The following is a 25,189-nucleotide window of genomic DNA, read 5'->3' as shown; positions in this document are numbered from 1 at the left end:
CCTCTTTATAATTCCGCCACCAGATCATCAACCAGACGGCTGTTGGCAGACTCATCCAGGTTTTTACCAAGAATCCGTTCGGCTCCGGTAACGGCAAGAACAGCCACCTGAGCACGCAAAGCTTCACGAGCCCGGTTGAGTTCCTGTTCGATATCAGCCTGGGCTGCCGTTTTCACTCTTTCAGCTTCCTCTCTGGCCTGTTCTTTGGCTTCATCAACAATCTGTCCTGCACGTTTGTTGGCAAGATCGATGATTTCCTGAGCTTGTTCACGGGCAGCCTGCAGCTCTTCAGTAACTTTCAGTTGCGCAGCTTCCAGCTTCTCGTTGCCACGGGAAGCAGCAGCCAGACCATCTGCAATTTGTTTTTTCCGGGCGTTCAGGTTCTGCATAATAGGGGGCCATACATACTTCATGCAGAACCACACAAACACCGCAAACGCTATCGACTGACCTATAAGGGTCGCATTTATATTCATGCAAACTCCTGTGCTCCAGTTGTTTCAAAAGATATTCAAATCAACCCGCACTGCTTTTTCTTGTCAGCCTGAGACAGCGTTCCACCGGGATCACCGCTCAAGCCGTTGGCTCCCAGTAAGCCGGTTGTACTGCCTAAACCTTCCAACCGGATCTTTGAATCAGCCTACTGTAACAGCCAGATACCAGGTATCGCTGATTATTGAACGAGAGCCACAAACGGATTAGCGAACGTGAAGAACAGCGCAATACCCACAGCAATCATAGGCACTGCGTCCAGCAAACCTGCAAGAATAAACATCTTGGTTTGCAACATAGGTGCTATTTCCGGTTGACGCGCTACCCCCTCCAAAAATTTCCCTCCTAAAAGGCCAAAGCCTATTCCCGTGGCTAATGCTGCAATACCCAGCATGAATGCTACGCTAATTACCGTCAGACCCACTACTAAGTCCATACACCCTCCCGACTGTCGTCGTTTTTTTGCTAAATTCGCCCCGTTGAGGCCACGTTATTAAATACAACCTGGTATCTGCTAATGAGAAAGTTCAGTGCTTTTCATTCGCCATAGTCAAGTAAACAATAGTTAAGGTCATAAAGATAAATGCCTGTAGAGTGACAACCAGTATATGGAATACTGCCCAACCAAAATGCAGCGGCAACTGGTAATAGCCAAGCATTGCAATCAGGATAAAGATCAGCTCCCCGGCATACAGGTTGCCAAACAACCGTAGCCCCAGAGAAACCGGCTTGGCGATCAGTGTTACCGACTCCAGCAGTAAGTTAATGGGAATCAGGACAGCCTGAACCAACTTGTTGGAGCTACGGAACGGATTGAGTGTCAACTCTTTAAGGAAACCACCTGCACCTTTTACCTTTATGGAATAAAAAATAACCAGCCCGAAAACGGAAAGTGCCATACCCAGGGTTACATTCAGGTCAGTAGAAGGCACCACTTTCATATAGGGAAGGCCGGTGAGGGTGGCAACGCCGGGCAACCAGTCTACCGGAATCAAATCCATAAGATTCATGAACAGAACCCAGACGAATATGGTCAGTGCCAGAGGAGCAATCAGGTCACTTTTACCGTGGAAAGAGTCTTTAACACTGTTATCAACGAACTCGACAACACTTTCTATGGCATTCTGAAATCCTGAAGGCACACCTTTCTCTGCGTTTCGCGCGACCTTCATAAACAGAGACAGAAATACAATGCCAAGCAAAACTGACCAGAACAGGCTGTCAAGGTTAAGTGCCCAGAAGCCCATTGCCTTTGCCTCATAGGCACTGTGGGCAATAGTCCAGACAGGTTCAGCCAAAATAGTGCCGTCAGCCCGTTCGAATCCGGTTGGCAGTTGGCCAAAGGTCAGATTCTGCAAATGGTGCTGAATATATTCAGAAGCAGTTGCTGCCATGGAGTTCCCCGTTAACCATCGAGATCTAATCGTTCTTTACTGACGAAATCCGATCAGCAAAGGTGTAAACCAGTTTACCGCCTGAACCAGTACAAATGCGCCAAAAAGCGACAGCGGTTCAATCGGTTTCACCAAGGTAAAAATCAGGACAAAAGCCAGCACGGTTAGCGCAAACTTGCCTGCTTCTCCCTGGTAAAAAGATCTGGCAATGTTCTGTGCAGCGCTTGCCCCTCTGTAACGAAATGCTTTCCAGACCATATAAGCGTTAGGAATGGCGCATGCCAGTCCTCCCAGAAAAGCGGAAGTGGCGTGGACGATTCCCACCGGTAACAAAAGCAGGGACAAGCACAATGTAGTCAACAACTGGACAAGCACAACCCGATGAACCGCAGGACGGCGCAAATGTGGGTAGCGGCTTAAGTTGTTGTATTTCCACGCCCTGGCTTCAGACATAGAGTTCATTGCCTATTGGACTGTTATGCGAAAGTTGATAAGGGAGCTCAGTTGCTCGTCTGACGTAACATTGTCGCCTGTTTTCTGATCTCATCGCACTGAATTTTCTAGCTGTTTTTCTCTCCCTTAGCGGCGAGAAGTATAATGTGTAGAAGTACCTATATTCAACCGGTAGATTAACAGTCATTAACTATTATCCTTCAGGGCAGAGCTTCATCTACTCATAAAACAGTGCGAATAATATCCAACACGACTATTTATTAATCACCAGAAAACAGACTGAAAAACAAACACTATCCCTACAGACCTTTAGACATACATGCCAGATACCTATTCAAGTTCCTTCACCTGTTAAAGCCAGGCCTGTTTTTTGACCTGCCTCATCCGGATGACCCTATAGAAAAATCAACCAGCTTCGAGGGTGAGTAGTATTTGCTACTCACCCCCGCTTTTAGAAGAAAGAATAAAGTCGGTTATTTTTTGAACAACGCCACTGCGATACTTATTCCTGTTAAGCAGAAGGTAAAGATATCGCTTAAGGCTAAGATCACTAACATTAATGATCGATAGCAGCCCACCACTCACCGCACGCCAGACAGCTAATCTGGAAATGCAGGCAACCCCCAAACCGTCCGCAACGGCCTGCTTGATAGCTTCTGACCGGTTCAGGCTCATCAGTATTCTGGGAGTCACCAGCTGTGCAGCAATAACTTCGTCAAACAGTTCCCGTGTACCCGAACCCGACTCTCTCAGAATCCAACCCTCGTCTTTCAGGTCTTTAAGTTCGACACTCTCTTTGTTTGCCAAAGGGTGGGACGGATGCGCAATAATAACCAGCTCATCCTCCCGCCAGGTATAAACATCGATATCCGGATGCAGGCAGGTACCTTCAACAACCGCCATATCGATATCCATCGCCACCAGACTATTGACGATGCTGCGCGTGTTATCAATCGTCAGTTCGGTACGGATTCTGGGAAATTCTCTGGCGAAATCCCCAAGGATTTTCGGCATCAGGTTGTTGCCAACCGTAGAACTGGCACAGATTTTGAGAACGCCCTGCTCATAGCAGCTGCCATTAACAAACTGTCGTTCTATCTCTTTTGCCCGGTCAACCAGCTCACAGGCCATTGGCAACAACGCACGACCAGAATCGCTTAATGTCATGGACGCTCCCTGGTGTCGATCAAACAGCGACCCAAGGTGTTTCTCAAGCTCAGACAGCGCCATACTGGCCGCAGGTTGGGAAATAAACAGTAACTCGGCTGCAGCCGTTACCCTTCCGCTCTGCGCAACGGCCTTAAAAATTTCCAGCTGCCGTAAAGTGATATGCATACCGTTAACCCAGCCTTTCTGTTTTCTGGTCACTTCTGGCGCTGCACCAGGACTTGCAAAAGCAGGCAGCCAACCGCCGCCCGAAGCCCGGATATGAAACATAACGCCTATTTCTGGTACTAACAATAGGGATAAAAATCACTTATATCTCCCTGATCTTTTATTGATTTTTCAGGTCTGCAGTTAGCTCATATACTGCGCCCATAAATTGCAAAGGCAGCTTTCCTTTTGTCTTTGTTAGTAGTAAGGAAAAGGCATGAAGAATACTTCAATTAAATCCTGGGTGGAATTAAAAAAACAGACTCCAGTGTTTGAGCAGATTGTTCATTTAAAAAGACGTCAGCGAAATGCGACATGCTGGAATCATATGTCTCTGTTTTTCCGCGAAGCCGATAAACATTTAAAGTAAATCCTTGCAGAGCATCGTATCCCCCTGATGTGCCAGCATTCTGACAGGTAAACGAGACAGTAACAATAATCAGCAAAAGGCTATCGCGCTTTATAACCTGAATGAACAGGATGTAAACCCCGACAGCTTTATTGCTTTCGAACACTGACGTTACCGCAGAAGACTTAGCCGCAATAAATTGCGGCTTTTTTTTTGCGGAATCATTTTCCAGGCAGAACCTGTACAGCGCCATCCTCCACATTAATGCTGCCCCAGATCTATCCTGTATAAAGCAAACCCGGCATCATCCTTGCCAACCTCTTTCATGTTATACACCGCGTGTTTTTTGATAAAATCAGCTGCCTTTTTTCCCGGTGCCGTCTCAACAACAATATCCAGATCGGTATTGGTCTGGATAGGAGCCAGCTTCCAGTTATTGTTAGCGGTTGGTTTGACAAAACCTGTTACCAACGTTTCTTTAGCAATGTAATTGGACAACACTTGTCTGTTTTCATCCGGCGACGCAAAAGCGATATTCTTTTCACCAGTACCGGCAAAGTTGCCGCCACCGTAACCTCTGTAGTTATTGGTGGCAATGATAAACACCTGATCTTCCCTGACGGGTTTGCCCTTAAACATCAGTTCTGTAATTCTTTCTGCTTCAGGATTGATCAACTGACCATCACCGTCGTATTTTGCCGGTTGTGTTACATCGATCATATACTGTACGCCATCCACTACATCAAAATTGTAGGTTCTGAAGCCGTCCCAGTTAATCAGGTGCTGACGTTTAGCACTGTTCGGGTCAATCTGGTTAAACTGTCCGGCAGACATTTCCAGCCACTCTTTCAGCTCTTTGCCATTTATTTTTAAAGCCACAAGAGTATTCGGATAGAGGTAAAGGTCGGCCGCGTTACTGAACGTCAACGTACCAGCCTCTACTTCGGTAAAACCGTTCGGGTCATCCTTTCGCCCACCCACTTTAAAAGGGGCTGCCGCAGAAATAACGGGAAGTCCATCCAGGTCCGGATCGCCTTCTATAAATTCCTCGACATAACTAATCTGGGCATCGTTCACAATTTGAATAGTAGGATCGTCCTGAACCAGTGCCAGGTAGCTGTACATTACGTCGGTTGATTTGCCTATAGGCTGGTTGACGAACTTTTGGGTGCCTTTATGCTCAGCTTTGACCGCTTTGATAATTTCGGGATCCGCTTCAACCAGAGCCTTATTATTGCGTCGATCATAAACAGGCCTTGCTTCAGAGCGACCCGAAACCACTTCCCACTCGCCACTGCTGTTGTCCAGCGTTAAGTCAATAATGCCCAGATGATCTCCCCAGCGCCCGGGCATAACGGCTGCAACTCCGTTAATAGTGCCTTCATCAACATCCACTCCTTTGATTCCCTTAAAAGCCGGTCCGGGAAATACGCCATGAGTGTGACCAAACATAATGGCATCAATGTCGTCTACCTGTGACAGATAGTAAACCGAGTTTTCAGCCATCGCTTTGTATGGGTTGGTACTGATGCCTGAATGAGGGATGGCAATAACCACATCAGCCCCTTCTTCTTTCATCAACGGCACGAGTTTCGTGGCAGTCTGCAAAATATCTTTTGCAACGACTTTACCTTCCAGATGTTTTTTATCCCACTGGGTGATCTGGGGAGGCACAAACCCAATAAAGCCAACCCGGATCACCTGTTTTTGCCCTTTGCTATCCACAAAGACCTTGTCTTTTATGAGAAAAGGATTGAATAGGTGCCGACTGGTTTTCGCTGACAGCACATTGGCGCAGACATAAGGAAAGTTGGCACCCGCCACGGCCAGTTTCAGGTACTCAAGACCATAGTTAAATTCATGATTACCAATGTTCCCAACATCGTAACGCAACAGGTTCATCGCTTTATAGACAGGATGAATATCGCCTTCATCAAGCCCCTTGTCGGCCATGTAGTCACCCATAGGCGAACCCTGAATCAAATCGCCATTATCGACCAGTACGCTGTTTTTCACCTCCTTCCGAGCCATACGGATCAGTGTTGCGACCCTGGCTAAACCGATTTCTTCAGACGGCTCACCTTTGTAGTAATCAAAGTCCATGACATTGGCATGAATGTCAGTGGTCTCCATCACCCTCAGCTCAAGGGTTGCTGCATAAGTTTCCGTATAACTCGCTATATAGAGAATACCGCTGGCAAGCCAGCCCGACAGTAACGTTGCAAACGCAGTCCGGTGGAACAACATAAGGAACCCGCTTAAGTGACTGAAAATAAACGGCAAAGGAGTTTAAGAATAATGACAGGGGCAGGTAAACAGAATACAGACGATTACAACGTAATCATCTAAAAGCACTTATTAAATAGATAAGGCAGTTGTATTGATGTGCGTTTATAGGGGGGTGTATAAAGCAGGGCGCTCTGTACTATCAGAACCATCTGACCAACCTCTGACTTGATGGCATCAGCTCAGAAGCTGGTCAGGGTTTTAAGAGGTCACACCTTAAAAACACTGTCTTGACGAGGCATTAGAAGATACGACAGGTAGCACTCCTAAGCAAAGCCATTACCGGAGCCGTAAAGTTGTAGGCTAACCTTTTTGTTAGCAGGCTAATAATCAAACAGGGATGACAATGAAAGTTTCGATGACCAGAGTCAGAGCGTATTTTAAGGAGCATATGAGCCTTGGCAGCATAAAGAAAAAAATCGCTCAAAAGTTCGGGCTTACCGTTAAAACTAAAGAACAGGTTGAAACCAAAATCCCCAAAGGCGTTGAGACAGAAGCCCCCCTCACCGATCCAAAGTCTGTTCAATCCCGGCAAACAAAAAAAACAAAGCCACCGGCACAAGTCAACAGGGAGCTGGCGCGTAATAAGAAACAATTACAAAAGCTATTCGGTGAAATGCTGCAAAACTGGATGTCAGACAAACCGGAAAAAGCGGCTCAAGACTACGCGAAGTACTACAACCTCCTCAAGGAAGCAATGATTCTGGAGGAGTATGGCGAGATATCTGCTGATGACTATGCCCAAAAAAACAGAACGGTAATGTTAGATTTCATTGCTTCACTTAAGACCAAAAAATCATTGGAGAAAGTAAAAAAAGATTTGAGACATGGTGGCAAGATATTCCGCGGGCTATCTGCCCTTACTTATATGCAAAATGGACAGAAAAGTGATGGGACGCTGTGGAGACACTCTTTGAGCGAAAGTGCAAATCATGCCTTAGTCTTTGTTAATACCTTTAGTCTGGACATGTTTAAATACTTGCTTCCTCTCAAAGCTGACGCTCTTCAACGATTAATAATGGAAGAAACAGACCCTGAAAGAAGCGATCAGTCAAAGCAGGAAGTTGAAGACATTCAAGCTGTTCTTTCGGGCCTGGAGAAATTAAAAGATCGTTGATTGCCAGGATGATTCCTGAAAATCAACGATGTAACCCCATTATTTACTGGATATGAGCCAGCACCCCATCCAGCTCATCAAGGCTGTTATAGGAAATAACCAGCTTGCCCTTGCCTTTCGCATTATGCTGAATGGCAACTTTGGCGCCAATGCGGTCAGTCAGGTCATCCTCAAGGCGCTTGATATCCGGGTCAACCTTCTTCTCTTTGCCTTTTTTGCCCTGCTCTTTTTCCTGCTGGATACGGCGTGCCAGCGCTTCGGTCTGACGTACTGACAAACCTTTTGCCACCACGGAACGAGCCGCTTCCAGCTGCTCCATCTCAGGCAGAGGCAGCAAGGCCCGGGCATGTCCCATTTCCAGGTCACCATACTCCAGCAGTTTTTTCACCTCATCCCCCAGGGACATCAGGCGCAAGGTGTTGGTTACCGCAGTACGGGATTTACCCACGGCTTCAGCCACTTCCTGCTGTGTAAGTTCAAACTCCTTCTGGAGACGGGACAGGGCGATGGCTTCTTCGATGGGGTTCAGGTCTTCACGCTGGATATTTTCGATCAGCGCCATAGCGATGGCAGCATCGTCAGGTACATCACGGATCAGAACCGGCACTTCCCCCAGACCGGCAATCTGGGCAGCACGCCAGCGTCGTTCACCGGCAATGATTTCATAACGGTTTTCAGCCAGTGGACGAACCACGATCGGCTGCATGATTCCCTGAGCCTTGATGCTTTCTGCCAGCTCTTCGAGAGCATCCGGGTGCATATCACGACGAGGCTGGTATTTACCCCGAACGACAAATTCTACCGGTAGCTCTCTCAGCTCTTTATCTAAAGAGCTATCAGAAGAACCTTCAACAAGGTTATTCACAGAGGCTTCAGGCATCGCGAGATCACCAGACACAGAAGCCGATAAATTGGCACCGCCAAGCAGTGCATTCAAATTGGTACCGAGACGTTTTTTAGCCATTAGCTCACAGCTTCCCTTTGAGTCTTGAACTTAATGTCGTGCCTGCGGATCATTTCTCCAGCCAAAGCGAGATAAGCAATGGCACCACGGGAGTTCTTATCATAAGCCAGTACCGGCTTGCCATGACTGGGCGCTTCGGCCAGCCGCACATTCCTTGGAATCACTGTGCGATAGACCTGATCACCAAAATGGCTGATCAGCTGACGGGACACTTCGTTAGTCAAACTGATACGGGGGTCGTACATGGTTCGCAACAGACCTTCAATATGCAGCCTGGGATTAAGTGTCTGACGGACACCGGTAATGGTTTCCATCAGAGCTGTTAACCCTTCCAGTGCATAATACTCGCACTGCATCGGAATGATCACACCTTCTGCCGCCACCAGGGCATTCAGTGTCAGCATATTTAACGACGGTGGACAATCAATCATGATGAAGTCATAGCGATCCTGAATCCTCTTCAGGGCATCCCGCAGGCGGGTTTCCTTACCCTTAAGATTCATCAGTTCTACTTCGGCAGCAGTCAGGTCAGAATTAGTGGGAAGAATATCGTAACCAGCGTCTTCACTATGCACAATGACATCATCAATGGCGCTTCGTCCAGTCAGAACATGGTAGGAAGACCATTCCAGGTCATGCTTGTTAACACCACTTCCCATGGTGGCATTGCCCTGGGGATCCAGATCGATCAGCAACACCCTGCGCCTGGTGGCGACCAGAGAAGCGGACAGGTTCACGCAGGACGTTGTTTTGCCAACGCCACCTTTCTGATTGGTTACCGCGAGTATTTTTCCCACTGCCTTATGTTACCGTTCGTTCTATTAGTTCTTAATCTGTTTCAGCATAACGAGATGACGCTGTGCCTCACAACCCGGAACCGACAAAATATGACTTTCGGTCTCTTTAATATCAGGCCGTACAGCGTACAGCTCCTGCAACTCTTCTTCCGGATACAGGCCTTTCATCGCCAGAAAGGTACCTTCCGGGCTCAGCAGATGGTGCGTTCCTTCCACCATATCCAGTAAAGAGCTGAAGGCTCGTGACATAATAACATCAAAAGGTTGTTCAGCCTGAAAGGATTCACAGCGGGTGTTTTCAACCCGAACATTATTTAAACCCAGTTCCATTTTCGCCTGAGTCATGAATCGGGTTTTCTTGCCATTACTGTCCAGCAAGGTGAATTGCTTTTCAGGGTAAATAATCGCCATGATCATACCCGGCAAGCCAGGACCGGAACCCACGTCCATCAGGTAATCTCCGGTCATGAACGGTGCAATACTCAGACTGTCGAGAATATGACGGGACACCATCTCATTAATATCGCGTACGGCAGTCAGGTTGTAAGCCTTGTTCCATTTGGCCAGCAACTCAACATACCGGGTCAGCAAATCAGCCTGCTTTTCCGTTAACGACACAGACAATGTATTTGCGCCTCGGCAGATACTTTCACGTAGGGACATTTCAAACTAACCGGAAAAAAAATCAATAAGTTAGTTTATTGTAACCTGTCTGGAGCGTCGAACCACTAACTAAGGCCACCAAGGTGTAAGTATTGAGTGCAAAGTCCGTAACGATTTCAATACGGCATCTGAATAGAGAACTTGTCGGTTGTTAGTTTATAAACCTGACCTGCCAATCAACTAACAATCTAACGGAGTTCCCTCGCTCATGAAAAAGATTATCTCTACTGCGCTGGTATCTGCTGCGCTGATGTCTGGTGCTACTGCTGCTCAGGCTGGTGACTGGTTCGCAGGTCTGGAAGCTGGCAAGGCTGAAAGTACTGTTGAAGCTAAAGGCAATATAGATGAACACAAAATTTCAGGAACCGACAAAAAGGTAAAAAACAGCACCTTCGGTATCCGTGTTGGTAAATACCTGAACGACAACGTACGAGTTTACGGTACTTACAGCCAGAACAAGAGCTTTAAGTTCAACGAAGAAGGCGCTAAAGACCTGAATGGCAAGATCAAAGAACAGACCCTGACTGCATCTGTTGATTACGTCTTCATGGAAGGTTCTGCGTTCCGTCCTTTCGTTGGTGCTTCCCTGGGTGCTAACAAAATGAAAGTTGACGTACTTGGCAACAAAACCTCTGCCGTATTCGGCGCTCAAACTGGCGTAATGTACCAGGTTGGCCCTGTTGACGCTGAACTGGGTCTGAAATACCGCGCTTACGGTAACGAAGTTAAGGAAAGCGTTTCTGAAGGTTCAAACAACGCAAGCCTCGCCCTGAAGCACAAGAACGGTGCTGAAGCTTACCTGTCTGTTGCTTACCGCTTCTGATAGCGTCACCCGGAGTCAACACCCGACTGTGTTGACTCCATACTGACTAAAACATCAGCATCAGAAGCCGATGTGAACTTTCAGGTTCACAGGAGCTAAATCTGATGACTGACCCGCAACAACAATTCGAACAACTGATTCAGCACCTGAGTGACATCAGTGGTCACAACTTCCCCATCAATGGCAACGCCTGCACGCTGCTCAATGAAAACGATGAAACAGCTGCTGTTATCGAACTGCCTGAAGGCAGTGATCTGCTGATAATTCACACCCTGCTTTCCCGGTTGCCTTCTGATCCGGACATTCGTCATGGCAGGGCCCTGCAACTACTGACCCTTAATGGCAGCCCTGACAGGCTGCGTGGAACATGGTTTTCCATAGATGATGAAGGCTATGGCATTCACCTGATGACTAGCTCGCCCGTTGGCAACCTGACAACAGACATTTTTGAAAACCTGCTCTTTAATTACATCCAGCTTGCTGAAAGCCTGAAACAGGAGCTGGTAAATGAAGAGCAGGAGCTTGCCAGTCTTTCTTCCACATCCATCTCAGGGGTGCAGGCGTGAATCTCAACAGAACCAGCTTTTCAACAGCAGAATCCTCAGGATTTAAACCAGACAAACATTCACCCCTGTCGAAAGACGAAAAAACCTCACCTGCCCGTGTATCAAGCCCCGCTCTGAGAGAGCGGCTGCAACAGTTCAAACCAGGGACAACCGGGCAACCAGGAAAGATAACAGGCTCCTTCCAGTCTCTGCATCACCAGCCACAGGAATCGACTGCGAAGCTTGTTTCAGAAATACCAAAACCTTATGCCGTAGAAGCTCCACCTCCAAACGATATCGGACAAAGAATTCAATTAGCCATTGATGCCGAAATTGCTGCATTTCCCTACCATCGATCTCTGGACAAAATCAGTCAGGCTACGCAACTCCCGGAAAATCATACGAAGGTTGACCCGGAAGTGGGAAAACACCTCAACTTTGGACAATGGGATACAGCCCGCCCTCTTGCTCTGGCAGCAGGGAACGCAGCCGGGCTTTCCACAAAAGGTTCGGAAGGCTTCATTTATGATAAAAAATCAGGATTAACAGCCTATATTCTCCACAACCCGACATCCGATCCCAAACCAGAAGTAAGGCTTGTTTTTGGTGGAACCACATCAGGCAAAGCCACCGGAGGACTGGTTAAACGCTCCCTGTCAAACCGCGGGTTCACTCTCAGGCAATGGATCGCCAATGCCAAGAACGCCCTGCTTGGCAAAGCACCTGACAGCTACAAACAGGCCAGCGAGTTAACTCAAAAGGTACAGAGCCTGATGGCTGCCGACCCGAAATATAAGGACTATACGTTTTCGGTATCCGGTCATTCCAAAGGTGGAGGTGAAGCAGCCTATGCCGCCCTGAGCCAGAAAGAGCCCGTAGACGCCATTTGTTTTTCCAGTGCAGAGCTTGGCAGGAAGATGCGAGAGTCTATCCCCGAGGAAAGAAAAGCCAATGCCGCTGCGCATGTTCAGCATTACTATATAGAAGGCGATGCAGTACCGAACATGAGTGACAACTTGTTAATAAGGAAAACAGGCGGCAAGATCGAACATATCGGTAAAGTGACTACTCTCCCTGCAGACAAGGAAGCTTCGAATAGCCTGGATCGCCATGACAAGTTCACCCGTCATATTCATTACTTTGCAAAATCCGGTTAATCAATTACCAGGTCAGGCTTGACTGTTTTTCTGCCAATAATCTGAACCACCCTTGTGCGACCCGACTGAAAGTTTCTCACCTGGTTTGACATCACTTCACTGAACATTTCCCCCAGAAAAAGCTTACTGCCCAGTGGGCGCGCGTCTCCAGCCCTGAACTTTTCCTGAGCGGTTTCCAGCCACGCCAGTGCTTCCTGACTTTTGTCATCCCATGATAGAATCTCTAATCCAGCGTGAGTAATCGCTTGCTTCTGTTCTTCGGCACTGGCAAGGAAGCTGATTTTTTGCGTCTTCGCCCAGGGAACAGGAAAGTCGATGGGTTCACCGGAACCGGCAATAATGTCGTAACAGGCCAGCATTCCATCCGGCTTCAGTACTCGCGCCAGCTCATTGAAGAAGCCCGTTTTATTTTCAATGTTCATTGAAACGTGCTGAGTCCATGTCACATCAAAACTGTCGTCTGCAAAAGGAAGGTCAAGAGCACTGCCCTGTTGATAACGGAGCCGATCCTCAAAGCCGAAGCGTCTGGCAAACGATCTGGCAACATCACAAAACACACCTGACAAATCAATACCATCAATATGACAACCGTATTCCGAGGTCAGGTATCTTGATGGACCGCCCAGACCTGAACCCGCATCAAGAACCCTGGTCTCAGGCTGTAAATTCAGAAGCGAAGCCATTTCCACGGTGGCTTCCCGCTTACGCAAATGAAATTCATCCAGTCCGTTCAGATCAGTCCACACCAGGTTATTGATATCTTTACCCTCTTTCCGTAGTGCCTGAATAATTTTTTCTTCAAGATCAACGGAGGGGTCGCCGTAGTGCTTTTCAACCTCTTGTTCAATTTGTTCAATCATATTTATTACCCGTTAAATACCAGATAAAGAAAACAGAAGAATTCTTGAAATTAGCTTTAGTACATAAAAACACTATTCTAGTTTAATTAAAATGGGTAACTAACTTTTATTTTTATCAATAAAAAACCCTTGAAAGCCAATGCTAACAAGGGTTTAAGCTATTTTCACGACCTTTCAGTCGTTACCCGTTTATCACTCAACCTGCTTTTCAGGCAACGATCGAACGTTTTTTCAGATGAATAAGAAGCAGTGATACAGCCGCTGGTGTCATACCCTGAATTCGGGAAGCCCGGCCAAGGGTTTCAGGCTGATTCTCTTTCAGTTTCTGCTTAATTTCATTGGAAAGTCCCTCAATGCCATCGTAATCCAGACCAGCAGGGATCGCAGTATTCTCATAACGACGCAGACGTTCAATCTCTTCCGTCTGGCGATTGATATAACCTTCGTACTTGGTAGCAATCTCAACCTGTTCTCTTACCTGTGGATTACTTTCTGACTCACCCGACAGGTCGGCGACATCATCATAGGTCAGTTCAGGGCGGCGCAGCAGCTCCTGCAGGTTGTATTCCCGGGTCAGAGGGTTAGACAGCTTGCCTTCAATCTTTGCTGAAGCTTCGCTCTGCGGTTGTATATAAGTGGTGCGCAGACGCTCACTTTCCTTCTCCATGCGCTCTTTTTTATCCACAAAGGAAGCCCAGCGGTGGTCACCCACAAGACCCAGCCCACGACCTTTTTCTGTCAGACGCAGGTCGGCGTTATCTTCACGCAGGATCAAACGGTATTCCGCCCGACTGGTAAACATGCGGTATGGTTCGCTGGTACCGTTGGTAATCAGGTCATCGACCAGTACACCGATGTAAGCTTCATCGCGGCGAGGACACCAGCTTTCTTTATCTCTGGCGCGCAGAGCAGCGTTCATTCCCGCCAGCAAGCCCTGTGCTGCAGCTTCTTCGTAACCCGTCGTACCATTGATCTGGCCCGCAAAGAACAGACCGTCAATGGCTTTGGTTTCCAGAGAGTACTTCAGGTCACGGGGATCAAAGTAATCGTATTCAATGGCATAGCCCGGACGGGTAATGTGCGCATTCTCCAGACCACGGATGGAACGAATAAATTCTACCTGAACATCAAATGGCAAGCTTGTGGATATCCCGTTTGGATATAGCTCATTTGTGGATAACCCTTCCGGCTCCAGAAAGACCTGGTGGGAGTTCTTGTCAGCAAAGCGGGTAATCTTGTCCTCAATAGAAGGACAGTAGCGAGGCCCCACCCCTTCGATCACCCCGGTAAACATGGGCGACCGATCCAGACCACCACGAATCAGGTCGTGAGTACGTTCATTGGTATGGGTAATAAAACAGGACACCTGCTGTGGATGTTGTTCCACAGAGCCCATATAAGACATGACTGGCGTTGGCGTATCACCCGGCTGTTCCTGCATCACTGAAAAGTCCACACTGCGGGCATCAATACGAGCCGGAGTGCCGGTTTTCAGACGTTCAACCCGCAGGTTCAGCTCACGCAGACGATTCGCAAGAGCGATAGAAGGAGGATCGCCCGCACGGCCACCGCTGTGGTTTTCCAGGCCAATATGGATGCGTCCCCCAAGGAAAGTACCAGCCGTCAGAACCACATTATCAGCCAGGAAGCGTACCCCCATATTGGTCACAACGCCCGCCACCTTATCCTGATTCATCACCAGGTCGTCAGCCTGCTGCTGAAATATCCACAGGTTTTCCTGATTCTCCAGAATGGTACGAATAGCCTGCCGGTAAAGGGCGCGATCCGCCTGGGCACGGGTTGCCCGTACCGCTGGTCCCTTGCGGGCATTCAGAACCCTGAACTGGATACCACCCAGATCGGTCGCCTGCGCCATGGCACCGCCCAGAGCATCCACCTCCTTCACCAGGTGGCTTTTGCCAATGCCACCAATCGCGGGGTTACAGGACATCATGCCCAGAGTATCGATGTTGTGGGTCAGCAACAGGGTTTTTACGCCCATACGTGCTGAAGCGAGCGCTGCTTCGGTACCGGCATGGCCGCCACCAATCACAATCACATCAAACCGAGTTGGAAAATCCACTGCCAAGGTCAGGTCACCTGCTTCATTAGTCTGAAAACTGGAAAAACGGCTAAGTATACATCAGCCACTTTCCAACAACATGCCTCTGGCCACGGTTTACGTTGGAAAGGAAAAGCAGTACATCTCTTTCAATAAATCTTTCAATAAAAAGCAAAAAGAGATGACTGGTAAGAGCTTACTCACAAGCCCTTGTCTCTTTCAGTCGTAAAGCCCGAAGAAATCCGCGATGGCTATCCAGCTATACAAGTGCCGCACGTAATTGGTCATCGTAGCTGGTCTGGATAGTCAGGATACTTTAATGGCTGAAAACATGCCCTCATCCTCTTCGCACTCAACAATAAAATAGTCAAAGAGTTCGGCAAAAGAGAGTTCTCTGAGTTCATGGGATATGTCGGCGGTTAAGATGATGGTCAAAATTCGGATGTTGCTGTTAAATATAAATAGTGTGAGTACTTTCTGTGGATAACTCACTTAAAGCCTTTATTTTCAGTGGATTACAAATTGAATAACCCTGTCAGTCTCTTGTTAGCTTCCTGCTATTAACCTGTGATTTTCCTGTCGTAAACAGCACTTTTTATCCACATCATTATCCACATCAAAAAAGTTATAAGCGAATTATTCAGATTTACAATAATTGGAAAAATAACAACGATGAAACTGACCAGTTCTGTGTACAACCAGCCTTCCTGTCGCTTTATTTTATTGCCATTGCCAAGTTTTTGGGAACGGGTAACTTATAGCAGTGAAAAGTTATTAACAATCATCAAATGACTACTCCTATAGGGTTTGCAGGGTCTTATACACGATTTTGTACACAGCATAAAACAGCAGTTGAGTTATTTATTCGACCTCAAACTCTAACTGTGGAAAAGTGTCTTATATATCCATGTAATGTAAAAGACCACTGACCACTGACTGGTGCTGTTTAACCAGCAGGGCTGTTCATTGGATACCCATTTACTTTATTGATCTGCCAGCAAAATGCGTAAAGCCCGTTAAACTTGGCTAACGAATTTCTTTTGTTAATACTTTTTTTTAAAGACTATGGCAGATCATATCTCGTTTGGGTTCACAGTGTTCGTTGGCTTTTTTGCAATGATGAACCCCATTGCCAATACACCGATTTTTATCAGCCTGACCGATGGCTTGCGACCCAATGAAAAACGCTCCATCGCTTTTCGCTCGAACCTCATTGCTTTTCTTATTGTGGCAACCTTCTGCCTGCTGGGAAAAGTGATCTTTCAGATGTTCGGGATAACGATTCCGGCTTTTCGAATCACCGGCGGCATCCTGGTGTTTCTGATCGGCAAGGAAATGCTCACCGGTCGCACCTCAGAAGTGCATACCCCCAGTCAGGAAGATAATGAGAAAAGCCTTGATGCCAAATTAAGTATTGCCATCAGCCCGCTGGCAACGCCTATTCTGGGCGGTCCGGGCATCATTGCTTCAGCCATGAATTTTGTAGGTGACAAGGGGTTAACGGAAGTTATTATCAGTATGGTTGCACTGGCCCTGCTGAGTATCATCACTTACTTTTTCTTTCTCTCTGGCGAGCGTTTTCTAAAGTTTATTGGGGAGAGCGCCATTAAAGTCATCAGTCGTATGATGGGACTGATACTGGCTGTTATGGGAGTACAGATGATTATTCTGGGCCTCTATGGCGCGATGCACCTTAATCTTTGATGCACCGCGTCAATCACTTACTTGCCAATACAGAACGACGAGAAAATTCTACCCAGCAAATCATCACTGCTGAACTGCCCGGTAATTTCCCCTAACGCTTTCTGGGCGTGACGCAGATCTTCAGCCAGAAGCTCGCCTGCGCCCATATACTCCAGTTGTAAACGACCATTGTCCAGGAATTCACCGGCTCGACGCAGAGCGTCCAGATGACGACGACGGGCAGAGAAACCACCTTCCATAGCCCCTTCATAGCCCATACAGGCTTTTAAATGTTCTCTGAGCGCATCCAGTCCATGTTCGCTCATGGCACACACCCTGACCACAGGAACGCCGTCAGCGTCTTCTATGCCCGCCTGCTCGCCGGTCAGGTCTATTTTGTTACGTACAACGGTTAACTTATCCTTCGAGGGCAGACGATCAACAAACTCCGGCCAGATATCGTGAGGATTCATGGCATCAGTCCCGGTGCCATCGACCATCAGCAATACACGGTCAGCGTCTTCAATCTCCCGGAACGCACGCTCCACGCCAATCTGTTCAACTTTGTCGTCTGTTTCCCGCAGACCGGCCGTATCAATAACATGTAGCGGCATGCCATCGATGTGAATATGTTCGCGTAATACATCGCGCGTAGTTCCGGCAATATCAGTAACAATGGCCGTTTCACGTCCGGCCATGGCATTCAGCAGACTGGATTTACCGGCATTAGGACGACCGGCAATCACAACGGTCATGCCTTCCCGCTGGATAGCGCCCTGCCCCGCCTCTCGAATCACCTCAGCCAGGTCACCGATGACAAGGCTCAGGTCATTGCTGACTTTGCCATCGGCCAGAAAGTCAATCTCCTCTTCCGGAAAGTCGATGGCCGCTTCCACATAAATCCGCAGCTGAATCAACGACTCAACCAGAGTGTTAACCCGTTTGGAAAATGCCCCCTGCATGGAACGCAGGGCAGAACGGGCTGCCTGTTCTGAGCTTGAATCAATCAGGTCGGCAATGGCCTCAGCCTGGGCAAGATCCATCTTGTCGTTCAGGAAGGCCCGTTCCGAGAACTCGCCCGGGTTGGCCTGCCGGACACCCAGGGCAAGAATCCGGCGTAACAGCAGGTCCAGAATAACGGGCCCGCCATGCCCCTGAAGTTCCAGAACATCTTCACCGGTAAAGGAGTTAGGGTTCGGGAAAAACAGCGCAATCCCCTGGTCCAGCGCTTCGTCATTCTCATCATGGAACGGACCGTAATGGGCATTACGGGGCTTAGGCTCGATCTTCAGCACCGCTCGTGCCACTTTCAGGGCATCAGGCCCGGAAACCCTGATTATGCCCACCCCACCGCGTCCGGGTGCGGTAGCCTGTGCAGCAATGGTGTCGTTGTGGATAGAACTGAGATCGGACATGTATCGGTTACGTCGTAGATAGAAAATGAAGCGTAGTTTAGCGGCTGTAACGAATAAAAAAAACGACCCGGAAGCAAAGCCGCCGGGTCGTTTTTTTGAAGCATTGGCAAAAGAACGTTAAGTACTTTCTTTCTCAATCTTCCTGGTAATGATGAACTGTTGAATAATCGACAGTGTATTGTTGGTTATCCAGTACAGTACCAGACCAGCCGGGAACCACAGGAAGAACACCGTGAAGATAACCGGCATCATCTTCATCACCTTCGCCTGCGTAGGATCCGGGGGAGTCGGGTTCAGCAGTTGCTGAGCGAACATGGAACCACCCATGATCAGCGGTAGGATGAAGTACGGATCCATCTGCGACAGGTCATGAATCCAGCCCAGCCATGGTGCCTGACGCAGTTCAACGGACTCCTGCAGTACCCAGTACAGGGCGATAAAGACAGGCATCTGAACAAGAATTGGCAGACAGCCACCCATTGGGTTGACCTTCTCCTTCTTGTACAGCTCCATCATCGCCTGAGAGAGCTTCTGACGGTCGTCGCCATACTTTTCTTTCAGATCCTGCATCTTTGGCCCCAGCTTGCGCATTTTAGCCATGGAGCGGAAGCTGGTAGCGTTCAGCGGGTAGAAGATCGCTTTCACACACACCGTCAGCAGGATAATGGACCAGCCCCAGTTACCTACCATGGACTGAATAAACTTCAGCAGGGTAAACAGAGGCTGAGCCAGGAACCATAACCAGCCAAAGTCTTTGGTCAGCTGGAGTCCATCGGCCAGCTGTTCCAGACGATCCTGATCTTTAGGGCCGGCGTAAAGGTCAGCACCTACGGTAACGGTCTGGCCCGGCTGAACAGCGACGTTATCGATAAAGCCGACAAAGTGGTACTGCTGATCATGGGACAGGTTGGTGTAGTAGGTATGACGTTGTCCCTGATCCGGCACCCACGCCGTGAGGAAGTACAACTGCAACATAGCCGCGTAGCCGCCTTCAACATTCTGCTCAAAGCGGGACTTGGCAAAGTCCTTGAAGGGCAGTTTAACGTAAGGCTGATCCACAGAGCGCACAGCGGCACCTTGATAGGTGTTCATCGGCGCACTGGAGTTGGCGGTGCTGGGGTCTTCAGAGCCATCGCGCTTCAGCTGTGCATAAAAGCGATCCTGCCAAACGGTGTCACCCTTGTTCTCAATGACATAATCCATGCGGATGTCGTAAGAGCCACGAACAAAAGTATAACGCTTGGTCAGGTTCAGCTCGTCAGTGGAACGGGTCAGGTCAACAACGACGGTGTCCTTGCCATCATCCAGGGTAAAGCTGTTCTGCTTGACGTTGTACAGTGGGCGCTGGTTGTTAGCCTGTGGACCATCCGCTCGTACCAGTGCGCTCTGCGCAGTGTATTCACAGGTCACGCTGCCGCTGACACAGTTTGATTTCTGTACCAGTAGTTCGAAGGGAGGAACGTCCTCACCTTCTTCCGGTAGCCAGGCAGGGTATTGGGGCAGGCTCAGACCGATAATATCGCCACCGGCGGGATCAATCTGAACATTGAGGGTATTTGTCTTTACGCTGACAAGTTGAGCGGATGGCGATGCATTACCGTCAAAGGTAACCGTACCTGCGCTGTCGGAGGAAAGTGTCGGCATATCTGAACCGCTTTGTGCGATAGAGATATTAGACATGCTTGTTATTGCTTCTTCCCCGGTTGGTCGGGCTGGTTGATTGTAATCTTCGTTCCATTGCTGGAGTGTCACTACACCAACAACAGCTACGGCGCCTATCAGGAGTGTTCTTTGCAGATCCATGATGTCCGAGCCACAGATTCTGGTTGATGGGAATGATTGTCTGATTCTGTCCGATTGAGCCTGTCTGAGGGTTCCGGCACCGGATCGAAGCCTCCCGGATGCCAGGGATGGCAACGCAGCAGTCTTAAAATAGTGAGTTTGCTGCCTTTCAGAAAACCATGGCTGTCGAGTGCTTCCTGAGCATAAGCGGAACAGGTTGGATAAAATCGACAACGCCCTGCCATAAGAGGGCTTATACAATAGCGATAGACCCGGATCAAACCTTTGGCGAGTAGTCTCGGCAGATCTTTGATCGTGTGTATCACGCTGTTTTGCATGTCTTTTTACTCAATCTACCCTGGACTTCAGGAGACAGTAAGGCTTAGTTCCATAAGCTGTGCTTACCAATCAAGGCAAAAGCCTTCCCTGGTGACGCAAGCGACTGGAGGCAGTGTCTACCTCCCCAGTCACCCAGCTCTACAACGTCCACCAAATTGTTAAGTGGTTGTATCCACAGCTTTGGGCTGTCTGGCCCGGGCTATCGGGACTCTTCCCACTCACCCAGACGACGTGCCAGCTTGTGCCACTGTCTGGATAGCAGTTTGTTAATGTCGTAGTTTTCGAGCTCATCCAAGCCCCGGCGTGCCAGTACTACGATATCCAAATGACCCAGTTCGCCCTGCTTCAGACGAAAAGTTTCACGAATATGTCGTTTGACACGATTTCGACCGCTGGCCTTACGGATATTCTTTTTGGCAATCACCAGACCCAGTCTGGAATGATCGTGATCACTCACTTTCGCCAAAATCAGTAAGTGCCGACTGGATACCTTGATATCAGCACGGTCAAATACCTGCTTGAAATCAGCTGCTGAGCACAACCGCTTATCGCGGCTAAAAGCGAAGCTCACCTGACAGTCTTACTGCTTAAATCAGGCGCTCAGACGCTTACGGCCTTTGGCTCGACGACGGTTGATAACAGCACGACCGTTCTTGGTGGCCATACGAGCACGGAAACCGTGGGAACGGGCACGCTTCAGGTTAGATGGTTGAAAAGTTCTTTTCATGATGACACTACTCTTGGTTAATCGATTCTTGGTTAATCAATCTTCTCAGGAAGACGCTGCACACCCGTTATGGATATACAAAAAGACGGGCATTCTAAGGAATTGACTAATCTGCGTCAATTTGCATTTGTCAAGAGTTTGCCGTTGAGGTCCATGTTGTTGCCCTTATGTTGATTAGCACCAGTCTATAGAGCGCTGCTTTTGATACTCATAATAAAAAAATCAACACCCACAAAATCTTTGTTTGCTCTTAATGGTTTAACTTTCCCCTGACCTGGAACAGACCTGTAGAAAACAGCGTGGAACTTATTTTATTCACCCCTTCTTACTGATTAACTAAACAGGGACAAATCATAAATTAAGAAAATATATATTTTTCTTGTGTATGTTGTTTTGTTTTTATGATTGTTATTAGGCAAGCCATTTTTTGTGGATAAGTGGCATTTCTTCAGTGCTATCAAGGCTTAAGGCCTGTGCACCAAGCTGTAGATATCACGGTATTTAGCTGTTGGTTACCTGAGGATGGGTTGTTTATAAAATAGCCAGTTATGCACAGCCTAAGTTATACCACTGGTTATACACAGCTCATCCCTATGGATTTACCCTGCTATTGCACAGGTCTATCCACAGGTAGAAATAAAAAATAGTTTATATGAAAAGCAGGTTTTTCCTGTTGATAACTATATGAATTAAAAGCACAAAAAATTAGTTATCAGCTCTGCATTCTTCTAGGGCTGGTGTGGATAACTTTTGGGCGAAAGGATACAATCATTCGGAATACCCAGCCTTCCGGGAAGTTGTTAAGCAGGCAGGGTGATTAGCTTCATCATCATCCGGTTTCGGGATTGTTATCAGGCTCGATATCAGGCTCGTTATCAGAAAAGTTTCAGGAGAGCGCCTGTGCCCCTTGAGCTCTGGCAAAAATGCATAGATCTTCTTCAGGATGAATTGTCATCACAGCAGTTCAATACATGGATTCGCCCACTAAAAGTGATGGGGGATGAGCACGACTTATGTTTGCTGGCTCCTAACCGCTTTGTATCAGACTGGGTGAAGGAGAAGTTTTTGCCGAGAGTTGAGGAAATTCTCGATGAACTGACGGATGGACAACCACCTGCTGTAGCCCTGGCGGTGTCGAACCGCCGACCACAATCCCTGAGTCGTCGTTCCAGTAGCAGAAGTTCTGCACAGGCCGGCAGCGGTACACCTTCATTTTCTTCACAGTTTGCCCAGCGCTCAGTGGCTTCTGCCCGGGAGACATCCGCCTCCCCTAAGCCAGCGCTTCACAATCCAATTCTGGACTCGGTGAAAAATACTGCGACAGGTTCTGATTCAAAAGAGCTACAGGAGCGGACAGTTACTGAAAAACTGGTGGATAACCTGGAAGTGAGCAGAGCTCCCGCCGAGCCTCTGTTAATGCAGGAATCTCTGGCTGTGGATGAGCCGTTGGCAGAACAACCTGTTGATAAAGTACCGGTTAAGCCTGTTACTAAACAGCAGCGCAAGGTTAATCCACTGAAAGATACTCTTAAGGATTCTCTCAAAGAAAGCGATCTTGAAACGGACGAGCCTGATCCTTCGCAGGAGATAGTGACGCCAACACGGCAGGTTGAAGTGGAAGGTTCCATTAAGCATCACAGCTCTTTGAATACCCAATTCACTTTTGAAACCTTTGTTGAAGGTAAGTCTAACCAGTTGGCGCTGGCGGCTTCGAAGCAAGTGGCTGAAAACCCCGGAGCGTCTTATAACCCACTGTTTCTCTATGGGGGGGTTGGTCTGGGTAAGACCCACCTCATGCATGCAGTGGGTAATTCGCTGGTAAAGCACAACCCGAATGCCAGAGTGGTTTACCTGCATTCAGAGCGCTTTGTGGCCGATATGGTAAAAGCACTGCAGCTTAATGCGATTAATGACTTTAAGCGTTATTACCGGTCTGTGGATGCTTTGCTGATTGATGATATCCAATTTTTTGCGGGTAAAGAACGGTCACAGGAAGAGTTTTTCCATACTTTCAATGCGTTACTGGAAGGTGGCCAGCAGATGATCCTGACCTGTGATCGTTATCCTAAAGAAATCAGTGGTGTTGAAGAACGTCTGAAATCTCGTTTTGGCTGGGGCTTAACCGTAGCGGTCGAGCCTCCGGAACTGGAGACCCGCGTTGCGATCCTGATGAAAAAAGCAGAACAGCACCGTGTAGACCTGCCCCATGAAGCCGCTTTCTTTATTGCGCAGCGTATACGCTCTAATGTTCGGGAACTGGAAGGAGCGCTCAAGAGAGTCATTGCCAGCGCGCACTTTATGGGAAGGAAGATTGATATAGACCTGATCAGAGAATCCCTGAAAGACCTTTTAGCCTTGCAGGACAAGCAGGTCTCTATAGATAATATTCAGAGAACAGTGGCAGAGTATTACAAAATCAAAGTTGCTGATATCTTATCCAAACGACGCAGTCGTTCTGTGGCAAGACCCCGACAGATTGCCATGGCGCTGTCCAAGGAATTAACCAGTCACAGTCTACCGGAAATCGGCGATGCCTACGGTGGTCGAGATCATACTACGGTGCTGCATGCTTGTCGTAAAGTAAAAGAGCTAACGGGTACAGATAGTGAGATTCGGGATGACTACAAGAACCTGTTGAGATCTTTAACCAGTTAATTATTCTGATGCAGTAGTTTCTGGTGTAATAGTTTCTGGTATAAAAGTTTCAACAGATTTTATTGAATTTGAGAAAAGGGCACCGGCTCTTTTCCTGCTAGCAAGAGAAAGGAAAGCGATGAAATTTACCATTAATCGGGAAGCATTGCTGAAGCCGCTGCAACTGGTGGCGGGCGTTGTAGAACGCAGGCAGACACTACCTGTTTTGTCTAACGTCCTGATGGTGGTGGACGGTGATCAACTCTCCCTGACAGGTACAGACCTGGAAGTGGAACTGGTTGGCCGCGTTTCTCTGGATGATGTTACTGAAGGCGGCGAGATTACTGTTCCGGCACGTAAGCTGATGGATATTTGTAAGTCTCTTCCTGAGAACGCCATGATTGAATTTTCTCAGGATGATCAAAGGGTCAAGGTGCGCGCCGGACGTTCACGCTTTACGCTTTCTACTCTGCCAGCTAATGAATTCCCAAGCATTGAAGAAGAAGCGGGTTCTATGACCTTTACCATTGGTCAGACCCGGATGCGCCGGCTGATTGATCGAACAGCCTTTGCTATGGCTCAGCAGGATGTCCGTTACTACCTGAACGGCATGTTGCTTGAAGTCAGTCAGAACTGTCTTCGGGTTGTGGCAACCGACGGTCACCGTCTTGCCATGTGTGCAGTGGACGCTGACATTAATCAGCAGGATCGACACCAGGTGATTGTGCCTCGGAAAGGTATTATGGAAATGGCTCGCCTTCTTACCGAAGGTGAGGAGATGGTGCATATTTCTCTGGGCGCTAACCATATCCGAGCCAAAACCGGCGATTTCATTTTCACTTCCAAGCTGGTTGATGGAAAATTCCCGGATTATGATCGCGTAGTACCTCGCGGTGGTGACAAGATTATTGTTGGTGATCGGCAACAGCTGCGCCAGGCTTTCCAGCGAGCCTCTATTCTGTCCAATGAAAAATACCGTGGCATCCGTCTGATTCTGAACGATGGTCTACTTAAGGTGATGGCAAATAACCCTGAGCAGGAAGAGGCGGAAGAAGAAGTGAACCTGAGCTATCATGGCGACGCGATTGAAATTGGCTTTAACGTCAGTTATCTGTTGGACGTTCTGTCTGTTATCTCTGGAGACTCTGTAAAAATCACCCTTTCTGATCCTAACAGCAGTGCTCTGCTGGAAGAGTCTGAAGGTGGCGACTCCACCTTTGTTGTTATGCCGATGCGCCTGTAAATAATGTATGAAGACGCACAACTCTCAAAT

General features: G+C 48.1%; 25 protein-coding genes. 7 read left to right on the top strand and 18 right to left on the bottom strand.

Annotation, left to right across the window (positions count from 1 at the left end):
* Positions 1-5 precede the first annotated feature (5 nt).
* The 7 genes from NX720_RS10980 to NX720_RS10950 form a co-directional block, all read right to left on the bottom strand.
* Complete coding sequence (locus NX720_RS10980; RefSeq protein ID WP_262601166.1) at positions 6-476, bottom strand: F0F1 ATP synthase subunit B; 471 nt, start codon at positions 474-476, stop codon at positions 6-8.
* A gap of 197 nt (positions 477-673) precedes the next feature.
* Entirely contained in the window at positions 674-928 is a 255-nt protein-coding gene (gene atpE, locus NX720_RS10975) for a F0F1 ATP synthase subunit C (protein WP_262565161.1), read from the bottom strand.
* A gap of 91 nt (positions 929-1,019) precedes the next feature.
* A complete protein-coding gene (gene atpB / locus NX720_RS10970; protein WP_262601165.1) occupies positions 1,020-1,886 on the bottom strand; it encodes a F0F1 ATP synthase subunit A in 867 nt (288 codons plus the stop codon).
* Between the two features lie 36 nt (positions 1,887-1,922).
* Positions 1,923-2,339 carry a F0F1 ATP synthase subunit I gene (locus tag NX720_RS10965; protein WP_262601164.1) on the bottom strand — a complete coding sequence of 139 codons (417 nt, stop codon included), beginning with the start codon at positions 2,337-2,339 and terminating at the stop codon, positions 1,923-1,925.
* 435 nt (positions 2,340-2,774) lie between these two features.
* Positions 2,775-3,776, bottom strand: a complete 1,002-nt coding sequence (locus NX720_RS10960) for a LysR substrate-binding domain-containing protein (RefSeq protein ID WP_262601163.1) — start codon at positions 3,774-3,776, stop codon at positions 2,775-2,777.
* Positions 3,777-3,946: 170 nt separating this feature from the next.
* Positions 3,947-4,324, bottom strand: a complete 378-nt coding sequence (locus NX720_RS10955; protein ID WP_262601162.1) for a hypothetical protein — start codon at positions 4,322-4,324, stop codon at positions 3,947-3,949.
* Positions 4,324-6,309: a bifunctional 2',3'-cyclic-nucleotide 2'-phosphodiesterase/3'-nucleotidase gene (locus NX720_RS10950; RefSeq protein WP_262601161.1), complete on the bottom strand. Its 1,986-nt coding sequence runs from the start codon at positions 6,307-6,309 to the stop codon at positions 4,324-4,326. The genes NX720_RS10955 and NX720_RS10950 overlap by 1 nt, the downstream gene beginning before the upstream one ends.
* Before the next feature lie 385 nt (positions 6,310-6,694).
* Here NX720_RS10950 and NX720_RS10945 point away from each other — a divergent pair, with 385 nt between their 5' ends.
* Positions 6,695-7,465, top strand: coding sequence for a hypothetical protein (locus NX720_RS10945; protein ID WP_262601160.1), 771 nt, complete (start codon positions 6,695-6,697; stop codon positions 7,463-7,465).
* A gap of 43 nt (positions 7,466-7,508) precedes the next feature.
* On the opposite strand, the gene NX720_RS10940 is transcribed toward NX720_RS10945, so the two are convergent.
* From NX720_RS10940 to rsmG, 3 genes are read right to left on the bottom strand one after another with little or no spacing between them, the layout of a single operon-like run.
* The gene (locus tag NX720_RS10940; protein WP_262601159.1) at positions 7,509-8,429 is read right to left on the bottom strand and encodes a ParB/RepB/Spo0J family partition protein; all 921 of its coding nucleotides are present in this window, start codon (positions 8,427-8,429) and stop codon (positions 7,509-7,511) included.
* Positions 8,429-9,226: a ParA family protein gene (locus NX720_RS10935; RefSeq protein ID WP_262601158.1), complete on the bottom strand. Its 798-nt coding sequence runs from the start codon at positions 9,224-9,226 to the stop codon at positions 8,429-8,431. The genes NX720_RS10940 and NX720_RS10935 overlap by 1 nt, the downstream gene beginning before the upstream one ends.
* Before the next feature lie 24 nt (positions 9,227-9,250).
* A complete protein-coding gene (gene rsmG / locus NX720_RS10930) occupies positions 9,251-9,889 on the bottom strand; it encodes a 16S rRNA (guanine(527)-N(7))-methyltransferase RsmG (protein WP_262601157.1) in 639 nt (212 codons plus the stop codon).
* A 208-nt stretch (positions 9,890-10,097) separates the two neighbouring features.
* On the opposite strand from rsmG, the gene NX720_RS10925 reads away from it, so the two are divergent.
* The 3 genes from NX720_RS10925 (at position 10,098) to NX720_RS10915 (ending at position 12,414) form a co-directional block, all read left to right on the top strand.
* Positions 10,098-10,712 carry a porin family protein gene (locus NX720_RS10925; protein WP_262601155.1) on the top strand — a complete coding sequence of 205 codons (615 nt, stop codon included), beginning with the start codon at positions 10,098-10,100 and terminating at the stop codon, positions 10,710-10,712.
* Between the two features lie 104 nt (positions 10,713-10,816).
* Entirely contained in the window at positions 10,817-11,278 is a 462-nt protein-coding gene (locus tag NX720_RS10920) for a type III secretion system chaperone (RefSeq protein WP_262601154.1), read from the top strand.
* Positions 11,275-12,414 carry a lipase family protein gene (locus tag NX720_RS10915; RefSeq protein ID WP_262601153.1) on the top strand — a complete coding sequence of 380 codons (1,140 nt, stop codon included), beginning with the start codon at positions 11,275-11,277 and terminating at the stop codon, positions 12,412-12,414. The genes NX720_RS10920 and NX720_RS10915 overlap by 4 nt, the downstream gene beginning before the upstream one ends.
* Here the strand turns inward: NX720_RS10915 and NX720_RS10910 are convergent.
* The 3 genes from NX720_RS10910 to NX720_RS10900 all read right to left on the bottom strand — a co-directional run bounded on the left by NX720_RS10910 (position 12,411) and on the right by NX720_RS10900 (position 15,771).
* Positions 12,411-13,274, bottom strand: coding sequence for a class I SAM-dependent methyltransferase (locus NX720_RS10910; protein ID WP_262601152.1), 864 nt, complete (start codon positions 13,272-13,274; stop codon positions 12,411-12,413). The two genes, NX720_RS10915 and NX720_RS10910, sit on opposite strands and share 4 nt — an antisense overlap.
* A 208-nt stretch (positions 13,275-13,482) precedes the next feature.
* A complete protein-coding gene (mnmG, locus tag NX720_RS10905) occupies positions 13,483-15,357 on the bottom strand; it encodes a tRNA uridine-5-carboxymethylaminomethyl(34) synthesis enzyme MnmG (protein WP_262601151.1) in 1,875 nt (624 codons plus the stop codon).
* Between the two features lie 285 nt (positions 15,358-15,642).
* A complete protein-coding gene (locus tag NX720_RS10900) occupies positions 15,643-15,771 on the bottom strand; it encodes a hypothetical protein (RefSeq protein ID WP_262601149.1) in 129 nt (42 codons plus the stop codon).
* A 630-nt stretch (positions 15,772-16,401) separates the two neighbouring features.
* Here NX720_RS10900 and NX720_RS10895 point away from each other — a divergent pair.
* Positions 16,402-17,040, top strand: coding sequence for a MarC family protein (locus NX720_RS10895; RefSeq protein WP_262601148.1), 639 nt, complete (start codon positions 16,402-16,404; stop codon positions 17,038-17,040).
* A 17-nt stretch (positions 17,041-17,057) separates the two neighbouring features.
* On the opposite strand, the gene mnmE is transcribed toward NX720_RS10895, so the two are convergent.
* The 5 genes from mnmE to rpmH form a co-directional block, all read right to left on the bottom strand.
* Positions 17,058-18,434 carry a tRNA uridine-5-carboxymethylaminomethyl(34) synthesis GTPase MnmE gene (gene mnmE, locus NX720_RS10890; RefSeq protein WP_262601147.1) on the bottom strand — a complete coding sequence of 459 codons (1,377 nt, stop codon included), beginning with the start codon at positions 18,432-18,434 and terminating at the stop codon, positions 17,058-17,060.
* Positions 18,435-18,551: 117 nt separating this feature from the next.
* Positions 18,552-20,237, bottom strand: a complete 1,686-nt coding sequence (gene yidC / locus NX720_RS10885; protein WP_262601146.1) for a membrane protein insertase YidC — start codon at positions 20,235-20,237, stop codon at positions 18,552-18,554.
* Positions 20,213-20,554 (bottom strand): membrane protein insertion efficiency factor YidD, encoded by a 342-nt coding sequence (yidD, locus tag NX720_RS10880; protein ID WP_262565141.1) that lies wholly within the window; start codon positions 20,552-20,554, stop codon positions 20,213-20,215. Before yidD ends, yidC begins: the two co-directional genes overlap by 25 nt.
* 200 nt (positions 20,555-20,754) lie before the next feature.
* A complete protein-coding gene (rnpA, locus tag NX720_RS10875; RefSeq protein ID WP_262601144.1) occupies positions 20,755-21,126 on the bottom strand; it encodes a ribonuclease P protein component in 372 nt (123 codons plus the stop codon).
* A gap of 21 nt (positions 21,127-21,147) precedes the next feature.
* Positions 21,148-21,282, bottom strand: a complete 135-nt coding sequence (gene rpmH / locus NX720_RS10870; RefSeq protein ID WP_034878971.1) for a 50S ribosomal protein L34 — start codon at positions 21,280-21,282, stop codon at positions 21,148-21,150.
* 900 nt (positions 21,283-22,182) lie between these two features.
* Between rpmH and dnaA the strand changes: the two genes are divergently transcribed.
* Positions 22,183-23,937 (top strand): chromosomal replication initiator protein DnaA, encoded by a 1,755-nt coding sequence (gene dnaA / locus NX720_RS10865; RefSeq protein WP_262601143.1) that lies wholly within the window; start codon positions 22,183-22,185, stop codon positions 23,935-23,937.
* Between the two features lie 118 nt (positions 23,938-24,055).
* Positions 24,056-25,159: a DNA polymerase III subunit beta gene (dnaN, locus tag NX720_RS10860; protein ID WP_262601142.1), complete on the top strand. Its 1,104-nt coding sequence runs from the start codon at positions 24,056-24,058 to the stop codon at positions 25,157-25,159.
* The last annotated feature ends 30 nt before the right edge of the window (positions 25,160-25,189 follow it).

It is taken from the genome of Endozoicomonas euniceicola (assembly GCF_025562755.1).
Lineage (GTDB): Bacteria > Pseudomonadota > Gammaproteobacteria > Pseudomonadales > Endozoicomonadaceae > Endozoicomonas_A > Endozoicomonas_A euniceicola.
Note: the sequence above shows the minus strand (reverse complement) of the source record. Positions and strands in the feature narration are given on the sequence as shown.

What these genes read in the sequence shown, in the direction of transcription:
- NX720_RS10980 (WP_262601166.1), bottom strand. Translation starts at nt 476, where the DNA reads ATGAATATAAATGCGACCCTTATAGGTCAGTCGATAGCGTTTGCGGTG.
- dnaN (WP_262601142.1), top strand. Translation starts at nt 24,056, where the DNA reads ATGAAATTTACCATTAATCGGGAAGCATTGCTGAAGCCGCTGCAACTG.
- NX720_RS10910 (WP_262601152.1), bottom strand. Translation starts at nt 13,274, where the DNA reads ATGATTGAACAAATTGAACAAGAGGTTGAAAAGCACTACGGCGACCCC.
- NX720_RS10895 (WP_262601148.1), top strand. Translation starts at nt 16,402, where the DNA reads ATGGCAGATCATATCTCGTTTGGGTTCACAGTGTTCGTTGGCTTTTTT.
- atpE (WP_262565161.1), bottom strand. Translation starts at nt 928, where the DNA reads ATGGACTTAGTAGTGGGTCTGACGGTAATTAGCGTAGCATTCATGCTG.
- rpmH (WP_034878971.1), bottom strand. Translation starts at nt 21,282, where the DNA reads ATGAAAAGAACTTTTCAACCATCTAACCTGAAGCGTGCCCGTTCCCAC.
- yidD (WP_262565141.1), bottom strand. Translation starts at nt 20,554, where the DNA reads ATGCAAAACAGCGTGATACACACGATCAAAGATCTGCCGAGACTACTC.
- rsmG (WP_262601157.1), bottom strand. Translation starts at nt 9,889, where the DNA reads ATGTCCCTACGTGAAAGTATCTGCCGAGGCGCAAATACATTGTCTGTG.
- NX720_RS10945 (WP_262601160.1), top strand. Translation starts at nt 6,695, where the DNA reads ATGAAAGTTTCGATGACCAGAGTCAGAGCGTATTTTAAGGAGCATATG.
- NX720_RS10955 (WP_262601162.1), bottom strand. Translation starts at nt 4,324, where the DNA reads ATGTGGAGGATGGCGCTGTACAGGTTCTGCCTGGAAAATGATTCCGCA.
- NX720_RS10960 (WP_262601163.1), bottom strand. Translation starts at nt 3,776, where the DNA reads ATGTTTCATATCCGGGCTTCGGGCGGCGGTTGGCTGCCTGCTTTTGCA.
- yidC (WP_262601146.1), bottom strand. Translation starts at nt 20,237, where the DNA reads ATGGATCTGCAAAGAACACTCCTGATAGGCGCCGTAGCTGTTGTTGGT.
- NX720_RS10920 (WP_262601154.1), top strand. Translation starts at nt 10,817, where the DNA reads ATGACTGACCCGCAACAACAATTCGAACAACTGATTCAGCACCTGAGT.
- NX720_RS10925 (WP_262601155.1), top strand. Translation starts at nt 10,098, where the DNA reads ATGAAAAAGATTATCTCTACTGCGCTGGTATCTGCTGCGCTGATGTCT.
- NX720_RS10940 (WP_262601159.1), bottom strand. Translation starts at nt 8,429, where the DNA reads ATGGCTAAAAAACGTCTCGGTACCAATTTGAATGCACTGCTTGGCGGT.
- NX720_RS10950 (WP_262601161.1), bottom strand. Translation starts at nt 6,309, where the DNA reads ATGTTGTTCCACCGGACTGCGTTTGCAACGTTACTGTCGGGCTGGCTT.
- atpB (WP_262601165.1), bottom strand. Translation starts at nt 1,886, where the DNA reads ATGGCAGCAACTGCTTCTGAATATATTCAGCACCATTTGCAGAATCTG.
- NX720_RS10965 (WP_262601164.1), bottom strand. Translation starts at nt 2,339, where the DNA reads ATGTCTGAAGCCAGGGCGTGGAAATACAACAACTTAAGCCGCTACCCA.
- mnmE (WP_262601147.1), bottom strand. Translation starts at nt 18,434, where the DNA reads ATGTCCGATCTCAGTTCTATCCACAACGACACCATTGCTGCACAGGCT.